Source organism: Bradyrhizobium cosmicum (assembly GCF_007290395.2).
Classification (GTDB): Bacteria; Pseudomonadota; Alphaproteobacteria; order Rhizobiales; family Xanthobacteraceae; genus Bradyrhizobium; species Bradyrhizobium cosmicum.
Window position 1 is genome coordinate 2177532 of record NZ_CP041656.2, and the last position, 19661, is coordinate 2197192.

Annotated in this window: 16 protein-coding genes; 8 read left to right on the plus strand and 8 right to left on the minus strand. The window is 65.1% G+C overall.

Annotation, left to right across the window (positions count from 1 at the left end; all coding sequences use genetic code 11):
* Window positions 1–43 precede the first annotated feature (43 nt).
* Entirely contained in the window at window positions 44–412 is a 369-nt protein-coding gene (locus tag FNV92_RS10180; RefSeq protein WP_143841095.1) for a hypothetical protein, read from the minus strand.
* Window positions 413–744: 332 nt separating this feature from the next.
* On the opposite strand from FNV92_RS10180, the gene bamA reads away from it, so the two are divergent.
* Entirely contained in the window at window positions 745–3222 is a 2478-nt protein-coding gene (bamA, locus tag FNV92_RS10185) for an outer membrane protein assembly factor BamA (RefSeq protein WP_416377756.1), read from the plus strand.
* Here the strand turns inward: bamA and FNV92_RS10190 are convergent.
* The 6 genes from FNV92_RS10190 to FNV92_RS10215 form a co-directional block, all read right to left on the minus strand.
* Window positions 3219–4451, minus strand: coding sequence for a Zn-dependent hydrolase (locus FNV92_RS10190; RefSeq protein WP_143841093.1), 1233 nt, complete (start codon window positions 4449–4451; stop codon window positions 3219–3221). The genes bamA and FNV92_RS10190 overlap by 4 nt on opposite strands.
* A complete protein-coding gene (locus FNV92_RS10195) occupies window positions 4444–5229 on the minus strand; it encodes an ABC transporter ATP-binding protein (protein WP_168213274.1) in 786 nt (261 codons plus the stop codon). The genes FNV92_RS10190 and FNV92_RS10195 overlap by 8 nt, the downstream gene beginning before the upstream one ends.
* Window positions 5226–5999 (minus strand): ABC transporter permease, encoded by a 774-nt coding sequence (locus FNV92_RS10200; protein WP_143846042.1) that lies wholly within the window; start codon window positions 5997–5999, stop codon window positions 5226–5228. Before FNV92_RS10200 ends, FNV92_RS10195 begins: the two co-directional genes overlap by 4 nt.
* Window positions 6000–6076: 77 nt before the next feature.
* Window positions 6077–7021 carry an ABC transporter substrate-binding protein gene (locus FNV92_RS10205; protein WP_143841091.1) on the minus strand — a complete coding sequence of 315 codons (945 nt, stop codon included), beginning with the start codon at window positions 7019–7021 and terminating at the stop codon, window positions 6077–6079.
* A 106-nt stretch (window positions 7022–7127) separates the two neighbouring features.
* Window positions 7128–7856 (minus strand): histidine utilization repressor, encoded by a 729-nt coding sequence (gene hutC / locus FNV92_RS10210; protein ID WP_015684587.1) that lies wholly within the window; start codon window positions 7854–7856, stop codon window positions 7128–7130.
* Window positions 7853–9211, minus strand: coding sequence for a formimidoylglutamate deiminase (locus tag FNV92_RS10215; RefSeq protein WP_143841090.1), 1359 nt, complete (start codon window positions 9209–9211; stop codon window positions 7853–7855). Before FNV92_RS10215 ends, hutC begins: the two co-directional genes overlap by 4 nt.
* 84 nt (window positions 9212–9295) lie before the next feature.
* Between FNV92_RS10215 and hutI the strand changes: the two genes are divergently transcribed.
* Genes hutI through hutU form a run of 3 tightly spaced genes read left to right on the plus strand, consistent with a single transcriptional unit; the run spans window position 9296 to window position 13761 of the window.
* Window positions 9296–10510, plus strand: coding sequence for an imidazolonepropionase (gene hutI, locus FNV92_RS10220; RefSeq protein ID WP_143841089.1), 1215 nt, complete (start codon window positions 9296–9298; stop codon window positions 10508–10510).
* Window positions 10507–12066: a histidine ammonia-lyase gene (hutH, locus tag FNV92_RS10225; protein ID WP_143841088.1), complete on the plus strand. Its 1560-nt coding sequence runs from the start codon at window positions 10507–10509 to the stop codon at window positions 12064–12066. The genes hutI and hutH overlap by 4 nt, the downstream gene beginning before the upstream one ends.
* A 24-nt stretch (window positions 12067–12090) precedes the next feature.
* Window positions 12091–13761 (plus strand): urocanate hydratase, encoded by a 1671-nt coding sequence (gene hutU, locus FNV92_RS10230; RefSeq protein ID WP_143841087.1) that lies wholly within the window; start codon window positions 12091–12093, stop codon window positions 13759–13761.
* On the opposite strand, the gene FNV92_RS10235 is transcribed toward hutU, so the two are convergent.
* The gene (locus FNV92_RS10235; protein WP_168213273.1) at window positions 13762–14382 is read right to left on the minus strand and encodes a TetR/AcrR family transcriptional regulator; all 621 of its coding nucleotides are present in this window, start codon (window positions 14380–14382) and stop codon (window positions 13762–13764) included.
* A gap of 252 nt (window positions 14383–14634) precedes the next feature.
* Between FNV92_RS10235 and FNV92_RS10240 the strand changes: the two genes are divergently transcribed.
* The 4 genes from FNV92_RS10240 to FNV92_RS10255 are packed head-to-tail and all read left to right on the plus strand — an operon-like array spanning window position 14635 to window position 19653.
* Window positions 14635–15495: an FAD binding domain-containing protein gene (locus tag FNV92_RS10240; RefSeq protein WP_143846041.1), complete on the plus strand. Its 861-nt coding sequence runs from the start codon at window positions 14635–14637 to the stop codon at window positions 15493–15495.
* A complete protein-coding gene (locus tag FNV92_RS10245) occupies window positions 15492–16016 on the plus strand; it encodes a (2Fe-2S)-binding protein (protein ID WP_143841085.1) in 525 nt (174 codons plus the stop codon). Before FNV92_RS10240 ends, FNV92_RS10245 begins: the two co-directional genes overlap by 4 nt.
* Window positions 16013–18388: a xanthine dehydrogenase family protein molybdopterin-binding subunit gene (locus FNV92_RS10250; protein ID WP_143841084.1), complete on the plus strand. Its 2376-nt coding sequence runs from the start codon at window positions 16013–16015 to the stop codon at window positions 18386–18388. The genes FNV92_RS10245 and FNV92_RS10250 overlap by 4 nt, the downstream gene beginning before the upstream one ends.
* A gap of 23 nt (window positions 18389–18411) precedes the next feature.
* Window positions 18412–19653: an ABC transporter substrate-binding protein gene (locus FNV92_RS10255; RefSeq protein ID WP_143841083.1), complete on the plus strand. Its 1242-nt coding sequence runs from the start codon at window positions 18412–18414 to the stop codon at window positions 19651–19653.
* Window positions 19654–19661 lie beyond the last annotated feature (8 nt).

The following is a 19661-nucleotide window of genomic DNA, read 5'->3' on the forward strand; positions in this document are numbered from 1 at the left end:
CGCTGCGCTCGCAATGACGAGGAGTGCGCGCCAGAAGGCCCGCTCACCACGAAATCGGAATTCTCTGCGCAAATCCGCCGAGATCCGAGTCGGGGTAGAGTGGCTGGCGGTCCAGCGGCCGGTTGTTGTTGCCACGCGCGAACGAGGTGCCGGGCGGGAAGGCGTAGTCGGTGAACTTGCGTTCGCCGGGCAGCACCTCGGTGCCGCCATCCAGCCACGACCGCTTGCTCACATAGAGGCGGGTGCGCGGGCCCGATTGGTAGGTCCGGTTGGGGCCGCGCGGGCCGTAGTCGTAAACGGCATTCGGTGTCGCCCGCGGCCGCTCCCGCTTGCCGGAGGTTGCGGCATCAGCGGCGAAGGTCGAGGCGAGGAAGGCAAGCAACACCGTTCTGGTCATGACAATCGTGCTCATCGGCGAATACCCGGTGCGAGTTCCTGATGTGGTGGCCTCTCGCACCGGCCCGCGCGCCTGTAAAGAATTCGCGCGTTGCGCGATGTTGCTGCGCGCCAGGATAGGCGGCGCGCGTGCGATGGCTGCCTGGTCTGGCCACGCGACGCTGAAGCTTTGTGCGGCCGGTCTGGCCGCTCCGCCCACGCGGCTGATCGGCCAATCAAATTCAACGACCGGAAACAGTACAGCAATCTCAAAGCCACACCGCGGCCACAGCCGTTTCGTTTCAGAGCAGGTGCGTGCTCTTGAGGTGTGGAATGTCGGTTTTGCGGGCCTGGCTGATCGCGGTGGCGATGAGCGGTATGTCGATTGCGAGTTCAATTCCCGTCGTGCTGCTGCCGCAGCCGGCGGCCGCGCAAGTCGCGGAGACGATCGTGGTCGAGGGTAACCGCCGCGTGGAGGCCGAGACGGTTCGCTCCTACTTCAGGCCCGGTCCCGGTGGGCGCCTCGATCAGCCCACGATCGACGACGGTCTGAAGGCGCTGATCGGTACCGGCCTGTTTCAGGATGTGAAGATCAATCAGGCCGGCGGCCGCGTCGTGGTGTCGGTGGTCGAGAACGCCGTGATCGGTCGCGTCGCCTTCGAGGGCAACAAGAAGATCAAGGACGAGCAGCTCTCGGCCGAGATCCAGTCCAAGCCGCGCGGAACCTTCTCGCGGGCGCTGGTGCAGTCCGACACGCTGCGCATCGCCGAGATCTACCGGCGTTCAGGCCGCTACGACGTGCGCGTCACGCCCGAAATCATCGAACAGCCGAACAACCGTGTCGACCTGATCTTCACGGTCGAGGAGGGCGCCAAGACCGCGGTCAAGTCGGTCGAGTTCATCGGCAACGGCGCCTACTCGGCCGCGCGCCTGCGCGACGTCATCAAGACGCATGAGAGCAACCTGCTCAGCTTCCTCGCCAGCAACGATATCTACGATCCCGATCGCGTCGAGGCCGATCGCGACCTGATCCGCCGCTTCTATCTCAAGAACGGCTTCGCCGACGTCCAGGTCGTGGCCGCGCTGACTGAATACGATCCGGAGAAGAAGGGCTTCAACGTCACCTTCAAGATCGAGGAAGGCTCGCAGTACCGCGTCGGCACCGTCGACTTCCGCTCCAGCATTGCCAATTTTGACGCGAACTCGCTGCGAAGCCTGTCGCGCGTCAGTGTCGGCTCGCTCTACAACGTGGAATCGGTTGAGAAGTCGACCGAAGAGATGCAGATCGAGGCGTCGCGCCGCGGTTATGCGTTCGCCCTGGTGCGGCCGGGTGGTGACCGCAACTTCGAGGCGCACACGGTCTCCGTGGTGTTCAACGTCGACGAGGGCCCGCGCACTTACATCGAGCGCATCAACCTTCGCGGCAACACGCGGACCCGGGACTACGTGATCCGGCGCGAATTCGACATCTCCGAGGGCGACGCCTACAACCGTGCGCTGGTCGACCGTGCCGAGCGCCGGCTGAAGAACCTCGACTACTTCAAGAGCGTCAAGATCGTCACGGAGCCCGGCTCTTCCAGCGACCGCGTGATCCTGATCGTCGACCTCGAAGAGAAGTCGACCGGCGACTTCTCGATCTCGGGCGGCTACTCCACGAGCGACGGCGCACTGGCCGAAGTCTCGGTCTCCGAGCGCAACCTGCTCGGCAAGGGGCTCTATGCCAAGGCGTCGGTCAGTTACGGGCAGTATTCGCGCGGCGTATCGCTGTCGTTCGTCGAGCCCTATCTGCTCGACTACCGGCTGGCGCTTGGATTCGACACTTATTGGAAGGAGCAGAAATCGAACAGCTATACGAGCTATGGCGTGACGACGCTGGGCTTCTCCCCGCGCCTCGGCTTCGCGCTGCGTGAGGATCTCTCGCTGCAGCTCCGCTATTCGCTGTATCAGCAGAGCATTACGCTCGCCAGCGCCTACAACAACTGTAACAACAACGCGGCCAACACCTCGCTGGCCTTCAACCCGACGCCTTCCTACATCAAGAACGTTCTCGGCGGTGTGGATCCGACCAACGCGACGAGCTCAGGCGTCTATGGCTACGGCTGCTACGGCGACGGCGAGTCGAGCCTGCCGGTCCGGAAGGAGCTGGCGAACGGCGCGACCTGGACCTCGGCGCTCGGCTACACGCTGAACTACAACACGCTCGACAACAACAAGAATCCCACTGGCGGTCTGCTGGTCGACTTCAGGCAGGATTTCGCTGGGGTGGGTGGAGACGTCACGTACCTGAAGACGGTGATCGACACCAAGTACTACACCCCGCTCGTCTCCGACATCGTCAACGTGATTCATCTTCAGGGCGGCATCCTCAACAAGATCGGCAACAACGATCTGCGTATGCTCGACCATTTCCAGATGGGCCCGAACCTCGTGCGAGGCTTCGCCTCCAACGGCATCGGTCCGCGCGACATCACCTACCTCAACTACGGCGCCACGGGCGATGCGCTCGGCGGCACGAAGTACTGGGGCGCCTCCATGGAGTTGCAGATGCCGTTCTGGTTCCTGCCCAAGGAGGTCGGGTTGAAGGGCGCCGTCTACGCCGATGCCGGCTCACTCTGGGGTTATCAGGGGCCGACGTCGTGGTCGGCCACCGGCGAAGTCAACACCAAGGCCTGCCCGACCTGCGGCTTGCAATATGACGACGGCAACGTCGTGCGGTCGTCGGTCGGCGTCGGCCTGATCTGGGCCTCGCCGTTCGGCCCGCTGCGCTTCGACTACGCCGTGCCGCTGTCGAAGGGCAAATACGACACGGTTCAGGAGTTCAGGTTCGGCGGCGGGACGTCGTTCTAGCCATTCAGCATCCGCCGGCAGGCATCGACGAACACCTGCGCGCCGGTGACGATGTCGGCGTCGGCAGTGTTCTCGGTCCAATGGTGGCTGATGCCGCCGATCGACGGCACGAACAGCATGGCTGCCGGCATCACGGTCGCAAGCATCTGCGCATCGTGGCCGGCGCCGCTCGGCATCCTGATCGATCGTCCGTCAGCCATGGCCTTGCTCGCGGCTTCGATTGCGTCCTGGAAGCCGGCGTCCATCATGGCAGGAGCACCGGTGCGCAGCTTCGTCACAGTGACGGCGCAAGGGCCCTTCGCGCTGGCCTCGTCCGCCATCATCCGCAACAGGTCCTCCAGCCGTGCGATGACGGACGGATCGTCGTCGCGGATCTGGAACAGCATTTCGGCCCCGCCCGGAATGATGCTCGGCGCGCCCGGATCGAGCGTAATGCGGCCGGTGGTCCAGACCGTGCGCGGCCCGCAGGCGGCGGGGAAACGCTGGTCGATCGCCACGCAGAACTTGGCCAGCGCCAGCCCGGCATCCTTCCGCACGGCCATGCGGGTGGTGCCGGCGTGGTTCTGCTCGCCGACGAAATTGATGCGATACTGCCAGATGCCGACGATCGAGGTTACGACCCCGATCGCGAGCTTGCCGCTCTCGAGCGTATCACCTTGCTCGATGTGCGCCTCGAGATACCCGATATGCCGTCCCTTCTCGACGGCGATTCGCGCACGTCCGGCGAGACCCATGTCGGCGAGCGCATCGCGCATGGTGCGGCCGTTGGTGCGGTCGCGCGCGGCGTCGATCTCGGCTTCGGTCACTTGACCGACATAGGAGCGCGAACCGAGAAAGCTGCCGAAATGACCTTCCTCATCGCACCAGGCGGCGACCTCGACCGCGCCCTTGAACGAGGGATCGGCGTTGAGGACGCGGGCGGCTTCGAGCGCGTAGACGACGCCGAGCGGGCCGTCGAGCCAGCCGGCGTAGTTCTGGCTCTCCAGATGCGATCCCGCCAGCAGCTTCGGTCCGGATTTGCTGCTCGTGCCGAGAACATTGCCGATGCCGTCGATCTCTGCGCCGAGGCCGGCCTCGGGGAGCTTCTGCACCAGCCAGTCCAGCGAGCGCTTGTGCGGCTCGGAGAAGGTCGGCTTGTGCACGCCCGTCTCGTAGGCGCCGATGGCACGGAGTGCATTGAGGTCGGCGAGCACGCGCTGGCCGTCGGCGAGTGATTTGGTGTCAGGCATGCTCGGCAACCTTCAGCGCCTCGGTGCGGATTTCCTCGACCAGCCGTTCCTTCAGTTGGACGAATTCGGGCGTGGTCTTGATCTTGTAGGAGCGCGGATGCGGCAGGTCGATCACAATGTCGGCCTTGATCCGCCCGGGACGCGCGCTCATCACGATGACGCGGCTGCCGAGGAAGATCGCTTCCTCAATGTCGTGGGTGACGAACAGCACGGTCTTCTGGTCGCGTTCCCAGATCCCCAGCAGCATCTCCTGCATGAGCGCACGCGTCTGGTTGTCGAGCGCGCCGAAGGGCTCGTCGAGCAGCAGGATCTTCGGATCGTTGGCGAGCGCACGCGCGATCGCGGTGCGCTGCTGCATGCCGCCGGAGAGCTGCTTGGGCCAATGGTTTTCGAAGCCGGACAGGCCGACCTGGCGGATGAACGCGTCGGCGATCTTGTTACGCTCCGCCTCGGAAACGCCGCGCTCGCGCAGGCCGAACGCGATGTTCTCGCGCACCGTCAGCCAGGGAAACAGCGTGTAGGATTGGAACACCATGCCGCGATCGGCGCCCGGGCCGGTCACCTCGCGGCCATCGAGCACCACGCGTCCGCTGGTTGGGCGGTCGAGGCCGGCAACGATGCGAAGCAGCGTGGACTTGCCGCAGCCGGAGGGGCCGAGGATGGTGACGAAGTCGTTGTTGCCGATGGTGAGGTCGGTCGGCTCCAGCGCCCGGGTCGGCGCGTTGCCGTGGCGGGCGGGGAAGGTTCGCGAGACCTGCTCGATCTTCAGCGTGGTCATGCGAGCTTCCACGGAAACAGCCAGGCGTTGAACGCCTTGAACAGGAAGTCCGAGATAAGGCCGATCAGCCCGATCACGATGATGCCGAAGATGATCTGGCCGGTGTTGAGCAGCGCCTGGCTGTCGGTGATCATGTGGCCGATGCCCGAGGACGAGCCGATCAGCTCTGCGACGATGACATAGGTCCAGGCCCAGCCCAGCACCAGCCGAAGGATCTCGGCGATCTCGGGCGCGGAGGAGGGCAGCAGCACGCGGCGGATGATGCCGCGGTTGCTGGCCCCGAGCGTATAGGCCGCCTCGACCAGATCGCGCCGTGTCGCACCCACGGTCACGGCGATCATCAGGATGATCTGGAATACCGAGCCGATGAAGATGACGAGCAGCTTTTGCAGCTCGCCAATGCCGGCCCACAGGATCAAAAGCGGAATGAAGGCCGAGGCGGGCAGATAGCGCGCGAAGGAGACGAAGGGTTCGAGGAACGCCTCGACCGGCTTGTAGGCGCCCATCAGCACGCCGAACGGCACCGCGATGATGGCGGCGAGCGCAAAGCCGCCGACGACGCGCCAGATCGTCATGCCGATGTCGTACACGAACCCCTGCTTCGCCAGCAGGTCGTATCCTTCCTGCACCATGGTCAGCGGATTGGCGAGGAACACTTTCGACACATGGCCGCCGAAGGTCGCCCACGACCACAGGGCAACGAACAGCACGAAGAACGCAAGGCCGTAAACCACGCGCTGCTTCGACGTCACGGGATCCAGGGGACGCATCAAACGATCTATCCGGGAGGGGAACAGGCTTGCCGGCCCCGCCGCAAGACGGGACCGGCATATGTCTGTTGAGGAGGTTACTTGATGTAGCTGGCGTCGTAGAGGTCCTCGACCTTCGGCGCGGCCTTGATGATGCCGATCTCGAGCAGGAGCTCGGCGGCCTCCTTGTTGAAGGTCAGGAAGTCGCCGGCGAAGAATTTCTGGTTCGCCGCCTTGTCCTGCCAGCGCAGGTACTTTGCGGAGTTGCCGAACTGCTCGCCGGTCTGCTTCACGTCGGCGCCCATGATCTCGTAGGCTTTGGCCTGGTCCTTGGCGATCATGTCGAGCGCCTCGAAATAGCTGTTGGCGAGCGCCTGTGCGGCCTTCGGATTCTCGCTGAGGAATTTCGGCGTGCAGCCGAACGTGTCCATCACGATCGGGTAGTCCAGCGTCGTGGCGATGATCTTGCCCTTATCGGGCGCGGCGCGCACGGTCGACAGATACGGTTCATAGGTCATCGCGGCGTCGTTCTGGCCGGACACGAAGGCCTGTGCGGCGGCGGCCGGCTCGAGGTTCACGATGGTGACGTCCTTCGTGGTGAGACCGTTCTTCTTGAGCATCCAGGCCAGCGCAAAGTACGGCGACGTGCCGGGCGCGGAGGCTGCGACCGTCTTGCCCTTCAGATCCTTGATCGCGGCGACGTCGTTGCGCACCGCCATGCCGTCGGCGCCGAAGCTCTTGTCGAGCTGAAAGATCTGCTTGGTGGCAACGCCATTGGCGTTCCAGGAGATCCAGGTCTCGACCGTGGTAGCCGCGCACTGGATGTCGCCGGAGGCGATCGCGAGATGGCGATCCTTCTGCGGGATCTTCTTGATCGTCACGTCGAGGCCGTTCTTCTTGAAGATGCCGGCCTCCTTTGCCAGCGTCAGCGGCGCGAAGCCGGTCCATCCGGAGATGCCGATGCCGACCTTGACGTCGTCGGCGAGCACCGGAGTGGAGGCCGCAAGAGCAATGATTGTCGCAAAAACTTTTGAATTACGCATGATTGTCGTCCTCTTGCCGATCGATGGATTGACGTCCTGTTGATCATTGCCGGTCCATACGGACCGTTGCCCGAAGCGTTGCACGATTTGTGCCGACATCGTCCTCTCAGCCTCCCTTGAATCGGGCGACAAGGCGGTGAGAGTCACCGGGATAGAGCAGTCGCACCGCGGTGATGGTGCGCGCGCTGCGCCAAGTGTAGCGGTCGATCACCAGACAGGGGGCGCCGACGGCGATGTCGAGCGCTTCCGCGGTGCGATCATCCGCAACGATCGCGCTGATCGTATGCTCGGCTTCTGTCCATGGGACATGATGAAGCAGCCAGGTGCCGGGAGGCTCTCGCGAGAAATCCGCGGTCGCGGCATCCGGCACGGATGACAGATCGATCAGCCTGTCCTCGACGGCAAACGGCACGTTGTCGGCGCTATGGCGGCAGGCGATCGCGACCACCTTGCCGGCCTTCTTCACGCCAAGACGCTCACGGTCAGCGGCCGTCGCCGTGCGCAGCTTGCGGTGCATCAGTTCGTAGCCATAGCTGCGGCCGAGCGAGATGATCTCTGCGCGCATGTCCGCGATCTTCAGCACTGCCGACTGATGTTGCGGACGACGCACGAAGGAGCCGGCACGACGACGTCGCTCGATCAGATCGGCCTGTGCTAGCTCCGACAGCGCCTTGTTCACCGTCATGCGCGAGCAGCCATAGCGCGCGACCAGCTCGTGCTCGAACGGAATGCGGTGACCGGGCGGCCACTCGCCAGTCAGGATCCGCTTCTCGATGTCGGCGCGGATGCGCTTGTAGAGCGTCGGCTGGTCGGCGGCATCGGTCGCGAGGCTCATGCGACGAGCCTCCGCACCGATGCGTTGAAGCGTTCGCGCGCAGCTTGCCGCAATCTGTGCCGGCCGCCTTCGACGACCTTGTCGCCGCCCGCCCAGACGCAATCGATCACGCCGCCGCCGGCGGCAAAGATCCAGCCGTCGATGACGGCGTCGCGCGAGCGCCCCGCCAGTGATGGATGCGAAATGTCGAGCGTGACGATATCGGCGCGCGCTCCCGGCGTGAGGCCGACGGTCGGCTGCGCCAGCGCTCGTGCACCGCCCGCGAGCGCGTAGTCGAACAGCGTGCGCCCGGTCGAGCGCCCCGCGCCGCCGGAGAGAACGTTGCGCTCGCGATGCTTGAGCCGCTGGCCATATTCAAGCTGGCGCAACTCGTCGGCTGCGCCGACCAGCACGTTGGAATCGGTGCCGACGCCGAACCCGCCTTCGGCGGCGAGGAATTCGCGCGCCGGAAAGACGCCGTCGCCAAGGCTCGCTTCCGTGATGGGGCAGAGGCCCGCCACCGCACCGGTCTTCGCGAACGCAGCGACTTCCGCCTCGGTCGTGTGGGTGGCGTGAATGAGGCACCAGCGCCGATCGAGAGGCGCGTGCTCCAGCAGCCATTGCACCGGACGTCGGCCCGACCAGGCCAGGCAATCCTCGACTTCCTTCACCTGCTCGGCCGCGTGGATATGCACCGGCCCGCCATCGGCGAGCGTAATGATTGCTGCGAGCTCATCCGGCGTCACCGCGCGAAGGCTGTGCGGCGCGATGCCGATATTGGCGCCCGGCAATGATGCGATCGCCTTGCGCGAGGCGCTCATGAGTTCGGCGAATTGATCGACGGAGCAGATGAAACGACGCTGGCCGTCATGCGGGGCGGCGCCTCCGAACGAGCCATGCGCATAAAAACTCGGCAGCAGCGTCAGGGCAATGCTTGAAGCTTCGGCAGCCTGTGCGATGCGCGCCGCCATCTCGCCGATGTCGGCGTAATGCGAGCCGTCGCGATCGTGATGCAGGTAATGGAATTCGCCGACGCGGGTAAACCCCTGTTCCAGCATCTCGACATATAGCAGCGTCGCAACGGCAGTCACGTCATCCGGCGTCATCGCCAGCGCGAAGCGGTACATCGTCTCGCGCCAGGTCCAGAACGTATCGGTGGAGTCGCCGCGCAGCTCAGCAAGACCCGCCATGCCGCGCTGGAAGGCGTGGCTATGCAGGCTCGCAAGTCCCGGCAGCGCTACTCCGTGGCGCTCGTCGCCGGCGGCCGGCGCAACGTCCGGCGTCACCTCCGCGATCGCGCCGGCGGTGATCACCACCTGCACGTCATTGGCCCAGCCCGAGGGCAGGAGCGCGGAGGCAAAATGCAGTCGGGTCATGCTTACACGCCGGCTGGACAGAACCGCCCCACGATTATATGTCTAGACATATAAGTCAAGCATCCCAGGCGAAGGGGGACCTTCATGGCAGAGCGCTTTGATCGGATCTGGCACAACGCCCGGCTCGCCACGATGCGGGCCGACCGCCCCGATCTCGGCGAGATCGAGCATGGCGTGATCGCCATACGTGGCGGCCACATCGTCTATGCGGGTGCCGCGGCGGATTTCCCTGTTGATGCGGACGCGATCAAGCGCGTCGATTGCGAGGGGCGCTGGATCACGCCGGGGCTCGTCGATTGCCATACTCATCTCGTCTATGGCGGCAACCGCGCGCACGAGTTCGAGCTGCGCCTGAAGGGCGCGAGCTACGAGGAGATCGCCCGCGCCGGCGGCGGCATCGTCTCGACGGTTACCGCGACGCGCAAGGCGAGCGAGGCCGAGCTTGTCGCACAGGCGCTGCCGCGGCTCGATGCGCTGATCGGCGAGGGCGCCACCACGATCGAGATCAAGTCCGGCTATGGCCTCGAGACCGAGACCGAGATCCGTCAGCTCGCGGCCGCGCGCAGTCTCGGCCGTCAGCGGCCGGTTGCGATCCGCACGTCCTTTCTTGGCGCGCATGCGCTGCCTGTGGAAGCCGATGGCGACAAGGATCGCTACATCGATCTCGTCTGCAACGAGATGCTGCCGGCGGTTGCAAAGGCCGGCCTTGCCGATGCCGTCGATGCCTTCATGGAAGGCATCGCATTTTCCGGTGAGCAGACCGCGCGCGTGTTCCAGGCCGCAACGGCGCTTGGACTGCCGGTCAAGCTTCACGCGGATCAATTGTCGAACCTCGGCGGCGCGGCGCTCGCCGCAAAATTCTCCGCACTATCTGCCGATCATCTCGAACACACCGACGAGACCGACGCCGCCGCGATGGCGACGGCTGGAACGGTGGCCGTGCTGCTGCCCGGCGCGTTCTACTTCATTCGCGAGACGCAGAAGCCGCCTGTGGAAGCGTTTCGCAAGCACGGCGTCCACATGGCGCTCGCGACCGACTGCAATCCCGGCAGCTCCCCGCTGACGTCGCTGCTGCTGGCAATGAACATGGGGGCGACGCTGTTCCGGATGAATGTGGCCGAATGCCTTGCGGGCGTCACCCGCGAAGGCGCGCGGGCGCTCGGCGTGCTCGCTGAGACCGGCACGCTGGAAGCCGGTAAATGGTGCGACCTCGCAATCTGGGACATCGAGCGGCCGGCGGAACTCGTTTACCGCATCGGCTTCAATCCGCTGCACCGGCGAGTGTGGAGGGGACAGTGAAGGAGCGGGGTGCTGCGATCGTCGTCAAGCCGGGAACGGTCAGCCTCGACGATCTCGCGTGCGTGCTGGAGGGCGCCCCTGTCGTTCTCGATCCATCGTTCTGGCCGCGCGTCGACGCCGCAGCCGAGATCGTCGCGAAGGCCGCGCAAGCTAGCCTTCCTGTCTATGGCATCAACACCGGCTTCGGAAAGCTGGCGTCAAAGCGCATTCCGCCTGACCAGACCGCGCTGCTCCAGCGTAACCTCATCGTCTCGCATTGCTGCGGCGTCGGTGCGGCGACGCCGGAGCCGATCATCCGGCTGATGATGGCGCTGAAGATCGTATCGCTCGGGCGTGGGGCTTCCGGCGTACGCCGCGAGGTGGTCGAACAGCTGCAGGCCATGCTCGGGCGCGGTGTCTATCCGCTGGTGCCGCAGCAGGGATCGGTCGGCGCATCCGGCGATCTCGCGCCGCTCGCGCACATGACGGCTGTGATGATCGGAGAGGGGCAGGCGATCGTCGGCGGCAGGATCGTGCCCGGCCACGAGGCGCTCGCCGCCGCCGGCCTCCTGCCGCTGACGCTTGGTCCCAAGGAAGGGCTCGCGCTGATCAACGGCACGCAGTTTTCGACCGCCTACGCGATCTCCGGCGTGCTGCGTGCATTTGGCCTGACTCGCGCCGCCCTCGTGACTGGCGCGCTGTCGGTGGATGCAGCGATGGCATCGACGGCGCCGTTCCGTCCCGAAATCCAGGCGCTGCGCGGTCATCCCGGGCAGATCGCCGCGGCCGCAACGTTGATGGCATTGCTCGACGGCAGCGATATCCGCCTGTCGCATCTCGAAGGCGACGAGCGCGTGCAGGATCCTTATTGCCTGCGCTGCCAGCCGCAGGTCACGGGGGCGGCGCTCGATCTGATCACGCAGGCCGCACGCACGCTCGTCGTTGAAGCCAATGCGGTCACCGACAATCCGCTGGTGCTGGTCGAGACCGGCGAGATCGTCTCCGGCGGCAATTTCCACGCCGAGCCGGTGGCCTTTGCTGCTGACTCTATTGCACTGGCGTTGTCGGAGATCGGCGCGATCAGCGAGCGGCGCATCGCGACGCTGGTCGATCCCGCGCTCAATTTCGGCTTGCCGCCGTTCCTGACGCCCGATCCCGGCATCAACTCCGGCTTCATGATCGCCGAGGTGACGGCGGCCGCGCTCTACGCCGAGAACAAGCAGCGTGCGGCCGCCTGCTCGATCGATTCGACGCCGACCAGCGCCAACCAGGAAGATCACGTCTCGATGGCCGCGCATGCCGCGCGACGCTTGTCCGATATGGCCGACAATCTCGCCGCCATTTTGGGGATCGAGCTTCTCGTCGCCGCGCAAGGCATCACGCTGCGCGCTCCGCATGCGACCAGCGCGCCGCTCGTCGCCGTCATCGCCGCGCTGCGCAAGGAGGTGCCCGCGCTCGGCGCCGACCGCTACATGGCAGGCGATCTCGCTAGAGCTGCCGCGTTGATCGAGGCTGACGCACTGCCGGCCGCGGCGATCGCTGCGCTATCATCCGATCCGTTTCCAAAACTCGACTGAACAAGACTCGCCCAAGAGGTCCTCATGAACCGCCGACTGGACAACGACCGCACCATCCGCTCGCCGCGCGGTAGCGAGATCAGCGCCAAGAGCTGGCTGACGGAAGCGCCCTTGCGCATGCTCATGAACAATCTCGATCCCGATGTGGCGGAGCGCCCGAGTGAGCTCGTCGTCTATGGCGGCATTGGCCGCGCCGCGCGCGACTGGGAGAGTTTTGACCGGATCGTTGCTGCGCTGCGCGATCTCGAAGGCGACCAGACGTTACTGGTCCAGTCCGGCAAGCCGGTGGGCGTGTTCCGCACCCATGCGGACGCGCCCCGTGTGCTGATCGCGAACTCCAACATCGTGCCGCATTGGGCGACGCTCGATCATTTCAACGAGCTCGATCGCAAGGGCCTGATGATGTACGGGCAGATGACCGCGGGCTCGTGGATCTATATCGGCAGCCAGGGCATCGTGCAGGGCACCTACGAAACGTTTGTCGAGGTCGGCCGTCGTCACTATGGCGGCAGCCTCGCCGGCAAATGGATTCTTACCGCCGGTCTTGGCGGCATGGGCGGCGCGCAGCCGCTGGCGGCGACGATGGCGGGGGCGTCGATGCTCGCGGTCGAGTGCCAGCCGAGCCGCATCGAGATGCGCTTGCGTACAGGCTATCTTGATCGTCAGGCCGCAACGCTCGATGAGGCGCTTGCAATCATGGCGGAGGCCGCGAAGACGAAAAAGCCGGTCTCGGTCGGCCTGCTCGGCAATGCTGCCGAGATTTTCCCGGAACTGGTGCGCCGGGGCGTCAAGCCCGACATCGTCACCGACCAGACCAGCGCGCATGATCCGATCAACGGCTATTTGCCGAAGGGCTGGACGCTGGCTGATTGGGAAGCCAAGCGCGCCTCCGATCCGAAGGCCGTGGAGCGCGCATCGAAGATGTCGATGGTCGAGCACGTCCAGGCCATGCTCGATTTCCATGCGCAGGGCATTCCGACGCTCGATTACGGCAACAACATCCGCCAGATGGCGCAGGACATGGGCCTGAAGAACGCTTTCGATTTCCCCGGCTTCGTACCCGCCTATATCCGCCCGCTGTTCTGCCGCGGCGTCGGGCCATTCCGCTGGGCCGCGCTGTCGGGCGATCCCGAGGACATCTTCAGGACCGACGCCAAGGTCAAGGAGCTGATGCCCGACGACAAGCATCTGCACAATTGGCTCGACATGGCCAGGGAGCGCATCAAGTTCCAGGGCCTGCCGGCGCGGATCTGCTGGGTCGGTCTTGGCGATCGTCATCGCCTCGGCCTTGCCTTCAACGAGATGGTGGCGAGCGGCGAGCTCAAGGCGCCGATCGTGATCGGCCGCGACCATCTCGACAGCGGCTCGGTGGCGAGTCCCAACCGCGAAACCGAGGCGATGAAGGACGGATCGGATGCCGTCTCCGACTGGCCGTTGCTCAACGCGCTGCTCAATTGCGCCAGCGGCGCGACCTGGGTGTCGCTGCACCATGGCGGCGGCGTCGGCATCGGCTATTCGCAGCATGCAGGCATGGTGATCGTTGCGGACGGCACGCCTGAGGCGGCAAAGCGGATCGAGCGCGTGCTCTGGAACGATCCCGCTAGCGGCGTAATGCGCCATGCGGATGCGGGCTATGAGACCGCGATCGATTGCGCCCACGACAAGAGGCTCGATCTGCCGAGCCTGGCGAAATAGCTAGCCGCTCTCCAGCAGGTTCGGCATCGTCATCTTCGCGCCGTCCATGAAGGTCTGGACGGCGTCGCGGACGATCGCATCAAGATCGGACGGGATCGGCGTCTCGTAGATGAATTTGCGAATGGCGAGATAGAAGATGCGGCCGTGCAGGCCCCAGAACAGCTCGGTCTCGCGCTCGCTCAGCGGATGGGCCTTCGCGTCCGGGAGCTTCAGATCGTGGCGCAGCTCGGCTGCCGCCGGCTCGATGATCTCGCGGCGGACGATGTCGAGATAGCGGCCGGTGATGCCGAAAGACTTCATGCCGGAGAAGACGAAGATCCGCACCCAATTGTACTCGAACACGCGCTCGACGTAATCGAGATAGAAGCGTGTCAGCCGCGCCTCCAGCGATTGCGAACGGTCGCGGATCATCGGACCCCAATCGGGCGACCAGCGGCTGAGATAGACCTCCTGGTAGACGCGCTCGATCAGCGCTTCCTTGCTGGGGAAGTGGCGATAGATCGCCGAATGCGTGATGCCCATGCGCTTGGCGAGCTCGCGAGTCTGGCCCTCGAAGCCGCGCTCGGCAAAGAAGCGGATCGCCTCATCCATGATCGCGCGCTCGCGGTCGGCGGCGCGCATGTTGCGGCGCTTTGGCGCGGACTTGCCGGTCTGGGTCCGCTTCCGGACCGGTCGCTTCGCTGGTTTGTGCGGTTTTCGGGCCATTTCGTCGCTGAATCGAACGTCTGGCTGCCTTCATAGCTCAAGGCGCATTTGTGACCAAATGGTCATTTCCTGTTGACCGCCCCCTGGCGCCGTGTCAGGATTTTGAGACCAGATGGTTACAAATCTGGCATCCCGGCTGATGAGCCGATGGATATCGAGGAAACGGCAGTGAAGGCGAGGGCTTTCAGCTATTTTCGTGCGGCGACGATCGACCAGGCGCTCGACGCTCATGCGCGCGCCGGCGACGATGCGCGTTTCATTGCCGGCGGCCAGAGCCTGGTGCCGGCCCTGTCGCTACGGTTGCAGGCACCGCGGCTTCTGATCGACATTACCCACATCGACGCGCTGCGCGGCGTCAGGCGCGAAGGCAGCTATCTGCGCATCGGCGCGCTGACGCGCCATTGCGAGATGCTGAGCGAGCCGCTGATCGCGGAATTCGCGCCGCTGCTTGCAGCTGCCGCGCCGTTCGTCGCCCATCCCGCGATCCGCAACCGCGGCACGTTCGGCGGCAGCGTTGCGCTCGCCGATCCCGCGTCCGAATTTCCCGCGATGACGCTGGCGATCGATGCCGAGATCGAGATCGCGGGCCCCGCAGGCCACCGGCGCGTCAAGGCCGACGACTTCTTCATCGACCTGTTCGAGACCGCGTTGCAGCCCGGCGAATTGGTCACCGCGATCCATGTCCCCCTGTTCAGGGCGGACCAGCGCTTTGCGTTCGACGAACTGGCGCGGCGGCGCGGCGACTATGCGCTGGTCGGATGCGGCATACTCGCGACTTGCGCCGGCGATCGCATCGACGATATCCGCATCTCCTTCTTCTCGGTCGGCAATACGCCGACGCGGGTGAAGGGGACCGAGGCAACCCTGATCGGCGCCAGCCTTGATCCGGTTCGTATCGCCGCCGCGCAGGCCGCGCTCGAAGGCGATCTCGCGCCGCCCGACAGCGATGAAGTGCCGCCCGCCATGCGGCTGCATCTCGCACGCGTGCTGCTCGGCCGCCTGCTCGGGCGTCTTGGTGAGGGCGCATGAACGGCTCTGACGAAACTCTTCTGGATGATGTGGACGAGACTGTGCGCGTCCGCTTCATCGTCAATGGCCGCAAGGTCGCGTGCGAGGTCGCGCCTCGGGAGACGCTGGTCGATTGCCTGCGCAACGCGCTCGAACTGACGGGCACGCATGCCGGCTGCGAGATGGGCGCCTGCGGCGCCTGTCTGGTGCAGCTCGACGGCCGGGCCGTGCACGCCTGCCTGATGTTCGCGGTGCAGGCCGATGGCGCGAAGATCGACACGATCGAGGGCCTTACCGAGAGCGGGGCGATCGCCGATCTCCAGGCCGAATTCCATCGCCGTAACGCGCTGCAATGCGGCTTCTGCACGCCGGGCATGCTGGTCAACGCCCATGAGCTGCTGACGCAAATCGCGCGGCCGAGCCGCGAAGAGATCCGCGACGCGCTGTCGGGCAATTACTGCCGCTGCACCGGCTATGAGGCAATTATCGACGCCATCGATGCAGTCGCCAAGGCACGCAGCGAAGAGGGAGGCGCTACATGAGTGCGCCGCTGACCTCGCTCGATCGGCCGAATTCCTACATTGGCCGCTCCGTGCCGCGGCCCAACGCGAAGCGGCTCCTCGCCGGGCGCGGGCGCTATATCAGCGACATCCGGCTGCCGCGCATGCTATATGCCGCCTTCCTGCGCAGCCCCTATGCGCATGCGAAGATCGTTGCCATCAATGTCGAGCAGGCGGGCGCCCTCGAGGGTGTGCATCTCGTCGCCGTCGGCGCTGATCTCGCAAAGATCTGCACACCCTGGATCGGCACGCTCGATCATTTCAAGGGGATGACCTCGGCACCGCAATTGCCGCTGCCGCTGGATCGCGTGGTCTGGGCCGGGCAGGCGGTGGTCGCCGTCGTCGCCGACAGCCGGGCGATCGCGGAAGACGCTCTGGAATTGATTGAGATCGACTACGAGGAGTTGCCTCTCGTTGTCGACATCGACGGCGCGCGAGACCCTGGCGGACCGCTGGTCAATCCCGATAGCGTCAATAATGTCTGCTTCCGCAGCCAGCTGGACAGTGGCGCGGTCGACGAGGCCTTTGCGCATGCCGCCCACGTGGTGGAGGAGGAGCTCTCCTTTGGCCGCCATACCGCGGTGACGCTGGAGCCGCGCGCGATCGTCGCTGATTATGATCCCGCCGTCGGCGCGCTCACGGTGCATCACGCCACACAGACGCCCTATCAATTCCAGGACCTCTATTCGCGCCACTATGGCATCCCGGAAGCGCGCGTTCGCGTCATCGCGACCGATATCGGCGGCTCCTTCGGGATGAAGCTGCATGTCTATCACGAGGACATGGCGGTGGTCGGGCTCTCGATCCTGCTCGGCCGTCCCGTCAAATACGTCGCCGACCGCATCGAGTCCTTCGTCTCCGACATTCACGCGCGCGACCATCGCGTCCATGCCCGCATGGCGCTCGATGCCAAGGGCGAGATCCTGGCGATGGACGTCGTGGACCTGACTGCGATCGGCGCGTTCTCGACCTATCCGCGCACCAGCGTGGTCGAGGGCAACCAGGTGATCCGCCTGATGGGCGCGCCCTATCGCTTCAAGAACTATCGCGCCGCGCTCGAGGTGATCTTCCAGAACAAGGTCCAGACCAGCCAGTACCGCGCCGTTGGACATCCCATCGCCTGCGCCGTCACCGAGCGGCTGGTCGACATGGCCGCGGCGAAACTAGGCCTCGATCCCTTCGCGATCCGTGCGCGGAACGTGATCGCCGACGACGCCTATCCGCAGACCTCGCCGACCGGCTACCGCTTCGAGGCGCTGTCGCATCAGGTCTGCCTGAAGCGCCTGCACGAGATGATGGACTATGACACGCTGCGTGCCGAGCAGGCGGAGTTGCGCAAGCGTGGGATCCACCGTGGCATCGGCATCGCGGCCTTTGTCGAGATCACCAATCCCAGCCCGGCGTTCTATGGCGTCGGCGGCGCGCGCATCTCCTCGCAGGACGGCGCGATCCTCAGCCTGACGCCGTCGGGCGAGGTGCGCTGCCTGATCTCGGTCACCGAGCAGGGGCAGGGCACCGAGGCCATCATCAGCCAGATCGTGGCCGACCAGCTCGGCGTCGCGCAGGAGCATGTCAAGGTCATCACGGGGGATACCGAGGTGACTCCGCATGGCGGCGCGACCTGGGCCTGCCGCGGTGCCGGCATCGGCGGCGAGACCGCGCTGCAGGCCACGCGCGCGCTCAAGCGCAACATTCTGGAGATCGCCGCGCTGATCCTCCAGGAGCAGCCGTCGTCGCTCGACATCATCGACGGCGAAGTCGTCGATGCGGTGACGCGGAACCAGCGCATGCCGATCTCCGAGATCGCGCGTATCGCCTATTTCCGCTCCGATACGCTGCCGCCTGGCACGCAGGCGCAGCTCACCGTCAGCCATCATTTCGCCCCGCAGGGCTATCCTTTCGCCTTCACCAACGGCATCCAGGGCTGCTCGCTGGAGGTCGATGTCGAGACCGGCTTCATCAAGGTGCTGAAGCACTTCATCGTCGAGGATTGCGGCCGCGTCATCAATCCGATGCTGGTGGACGAGCAGTTGCGCGGCGGCATCGTGCAGGGGCTGGGCGCGGCGCTGTTCGAGGAGTGCCGCTACAGCGAGACCGGCCAGCTCGTGAACGGCTCGCTGGCCGACTACCTCGTGCCGATGCCGATGGAGATGCCCGACATCGTCATCGGCCATGTCGAGACGCCGACCGCAGACACTGAGCTCGGCGCCAAGGGGGTTGGCGAGGCCGGCACGGCGGCTGCGTCCGCCTGTGTGCTCAACGCCGTCAACGACGCGCTCGTGCCGTTCGATGCGACGATCAATTCGATTCCGATCACGCCGACAAAAGTCCTGAAAGCCCTGAAGCGTTTCTAGAAAAAAGACCATTGGAGGAATTCATGCCCAAATCCGGTTCGACTTCGAAGATCACCCGCCGCACCGCGCTCGCCGGCTTGTCGGCCGGTGCGGCCCTGCTCACCATGCCTCGCCTCGGCCGTGCCGCGGACGAGACGATCCGCATCGGCTTTCCGACGCCGCTCACCGGCCCATTCGCTGCTGAAGCGCGCGATCAGGTCAAGTGCGCCGAGCTCGCCGTCAAGCTCGTCAATGACAAGGGCGGCGTCGGTGGCCGCAAGGTCGAGCTCCTGGTGCGGGACGACAAGCTCAACGCGGGCGAAGCCGCGACCCGTACCCTCGAGTTGATCGAGAAGGACAAGGTTCATGCCGTAGTCGGCGCGCTCTCCAGCGCCGTGCAGCTTGCGGTCAACGAAGTCACGCGCGCCCGCGGCGTGATCTACGTCTCGATCAGCCAGTCCGACACCATTAACGAGGCCAAGGATTTCAGCAAGTACACCTTCCACGAGGCGCTCAATCCGCACATGACGACCGCTGCCGTGGCGCGCCAGACCCTGAAGAAGGGCATGAAGGTCGCCCATCTCGTCGCCGACTATGCCTATGGCCACGAGATGCTGCGTGGCTTCAAGCGCGCGCAGACCGCAATCGGCGCCGAGACCGTCGGCGAGATCCTGCATCCGTTCGGTGCGGCCGACTATTCCACCTTCATGCCGCGCCTGATGTCGTTGCGGCCTGACGTGCTCTGCATTTCCAATTTCGGCCGCGACCAGGCCAACGCGATCAAGCAGGCGGTGGATTTCGGCGTCAAGCAGCAGATGAAGATCGTCGTGCCCGTCATCCTGCACAACCAGCGCCTTGCGGTCGGCCCCGACGTGTTCGAGGGCGTCGTCGGCGGCTCCAACTATTTCTGGGGCCTGGAGACGCAGAGCAAGTCGGCTGCCAGCTTCAACGCGGCGTTCAAGGCCGCCAATGGCGGCGCGATCCCGACCGACTACGGCGCCTATGGCTATTCCGGCGTCGGATCGTTGCTGGCTGCGATGCAGGCCGCCGGCGGCACCGACACAGACAAGGTCGTCGATGCCCTGGAGAAGTTGCAATATGATTTGACCAAGGGGCCTCAGCATTACCGCAAATGCGACCATCAGTCGGTGCAGTCGGTGCTGGTACTGGAATCCAAGAAGAAGTCTGCCATGGCCAACGACAACGATCTGTTCGCGATCCTGGCCAATGACGCAGGTTCCGACGACATGCTGCGCAGCTGCAGCGAGCTCGGCCACGCGACCTGAAGCTTGTT

Coding starts and splice junctions, on each gene's coding strand:
- FNV92_RS10245 (WP_143841085.1), top strand. CDS start 15,492: ATGAACGGCTCTGACGAAACTCTTCTGGATGATGTGGACGAGACTGTG.
- hutC (WP_015684587.1), bottom strand. CDS start 7,856: ATGAGCCTCGCGACCGATGCCGCCGACCAGCCGACGCTCTACAAGCGC.
- FNV92_RS10255 (WP_143841083.1), top strand. CDS start 18,412: ATGCCCAAATCCGGTTCGACTTCGAAGATCACCCGCCGCACCGCGCTC.
- bamA (WP_416377756.1), top strand. CDS start 745: ATGAGCGGTATGTCGATTGCGAGTTCAATTCCCGTCGTGCTGCTGCCG.
- FNV92_RS10250 (WP_143841084.1), top strand. CDS start 16,013: ATGAGTGCGCCGCTGACCTCGCTCGATCGGCCGAATTCCTACATTGGC.
- FNV92_RS10205 (WP_143841091.1), bottom strand. CDS start 7,021: ATGCGTAATTCAAAAGTTTTTGCGACAATCATTGCTCTTGCGGCCTCC.
- FNV92_RS10215 (WP_143841090.1), bottom strand. CDS start 9,211: ATGACCCGACTGCATTTTGCCTCCGCGCTCCTGCCCTCGGGCTGGGCC.
- FNV92_RS10195 (WP_168213274.1), bottom strand. CDS start 5,229: ATGACCACGCTGAAGATCGAGCAGGTCTCGCGAACCTTCCCCGCCCGC.
- FNV92_RS10190 (WP_143841093.1), bottom strand. CDS start 4,451: ATGCCTGACACCAAATCACTCGCCGACGGCCAGCGCGTGCTCGCCGAC.
- FNV92_RS10235 (WP_168213273.1), bottom strand. CDS start 14,382: ATGCGCGCCGCCGACCGCGAGCGCGCGATCATGGATGAGGCGATCCGC.
- hutI (WP_143841089.1), top strand. CDS start 9,296: ATGGCAGAGCGCTTTGATCGGATCTGGCACAACGCCCGGCTCGCCACG.
- FNV92_RS10180 (WP_143841095.1), bottom strand. CDS start 412: ATGAGCACGATTGTCATGACCAGAACGGTGTTGCTTGCCTTCCTCGCC.
- FNV92_RS10200 (WP_143846042.1), bottom strand. CDS start 5,999: ATGCGTCCCCTGGATCCCGTGACGTCGAAGCAGCGCGTGGTTTACGGC.
- hutU (WP_143841087.1), top strand. CDS start 12,091: ATGAACCGCCGACTGGACAACGACCGCACCATCCGCTCGCCGCGCGGT.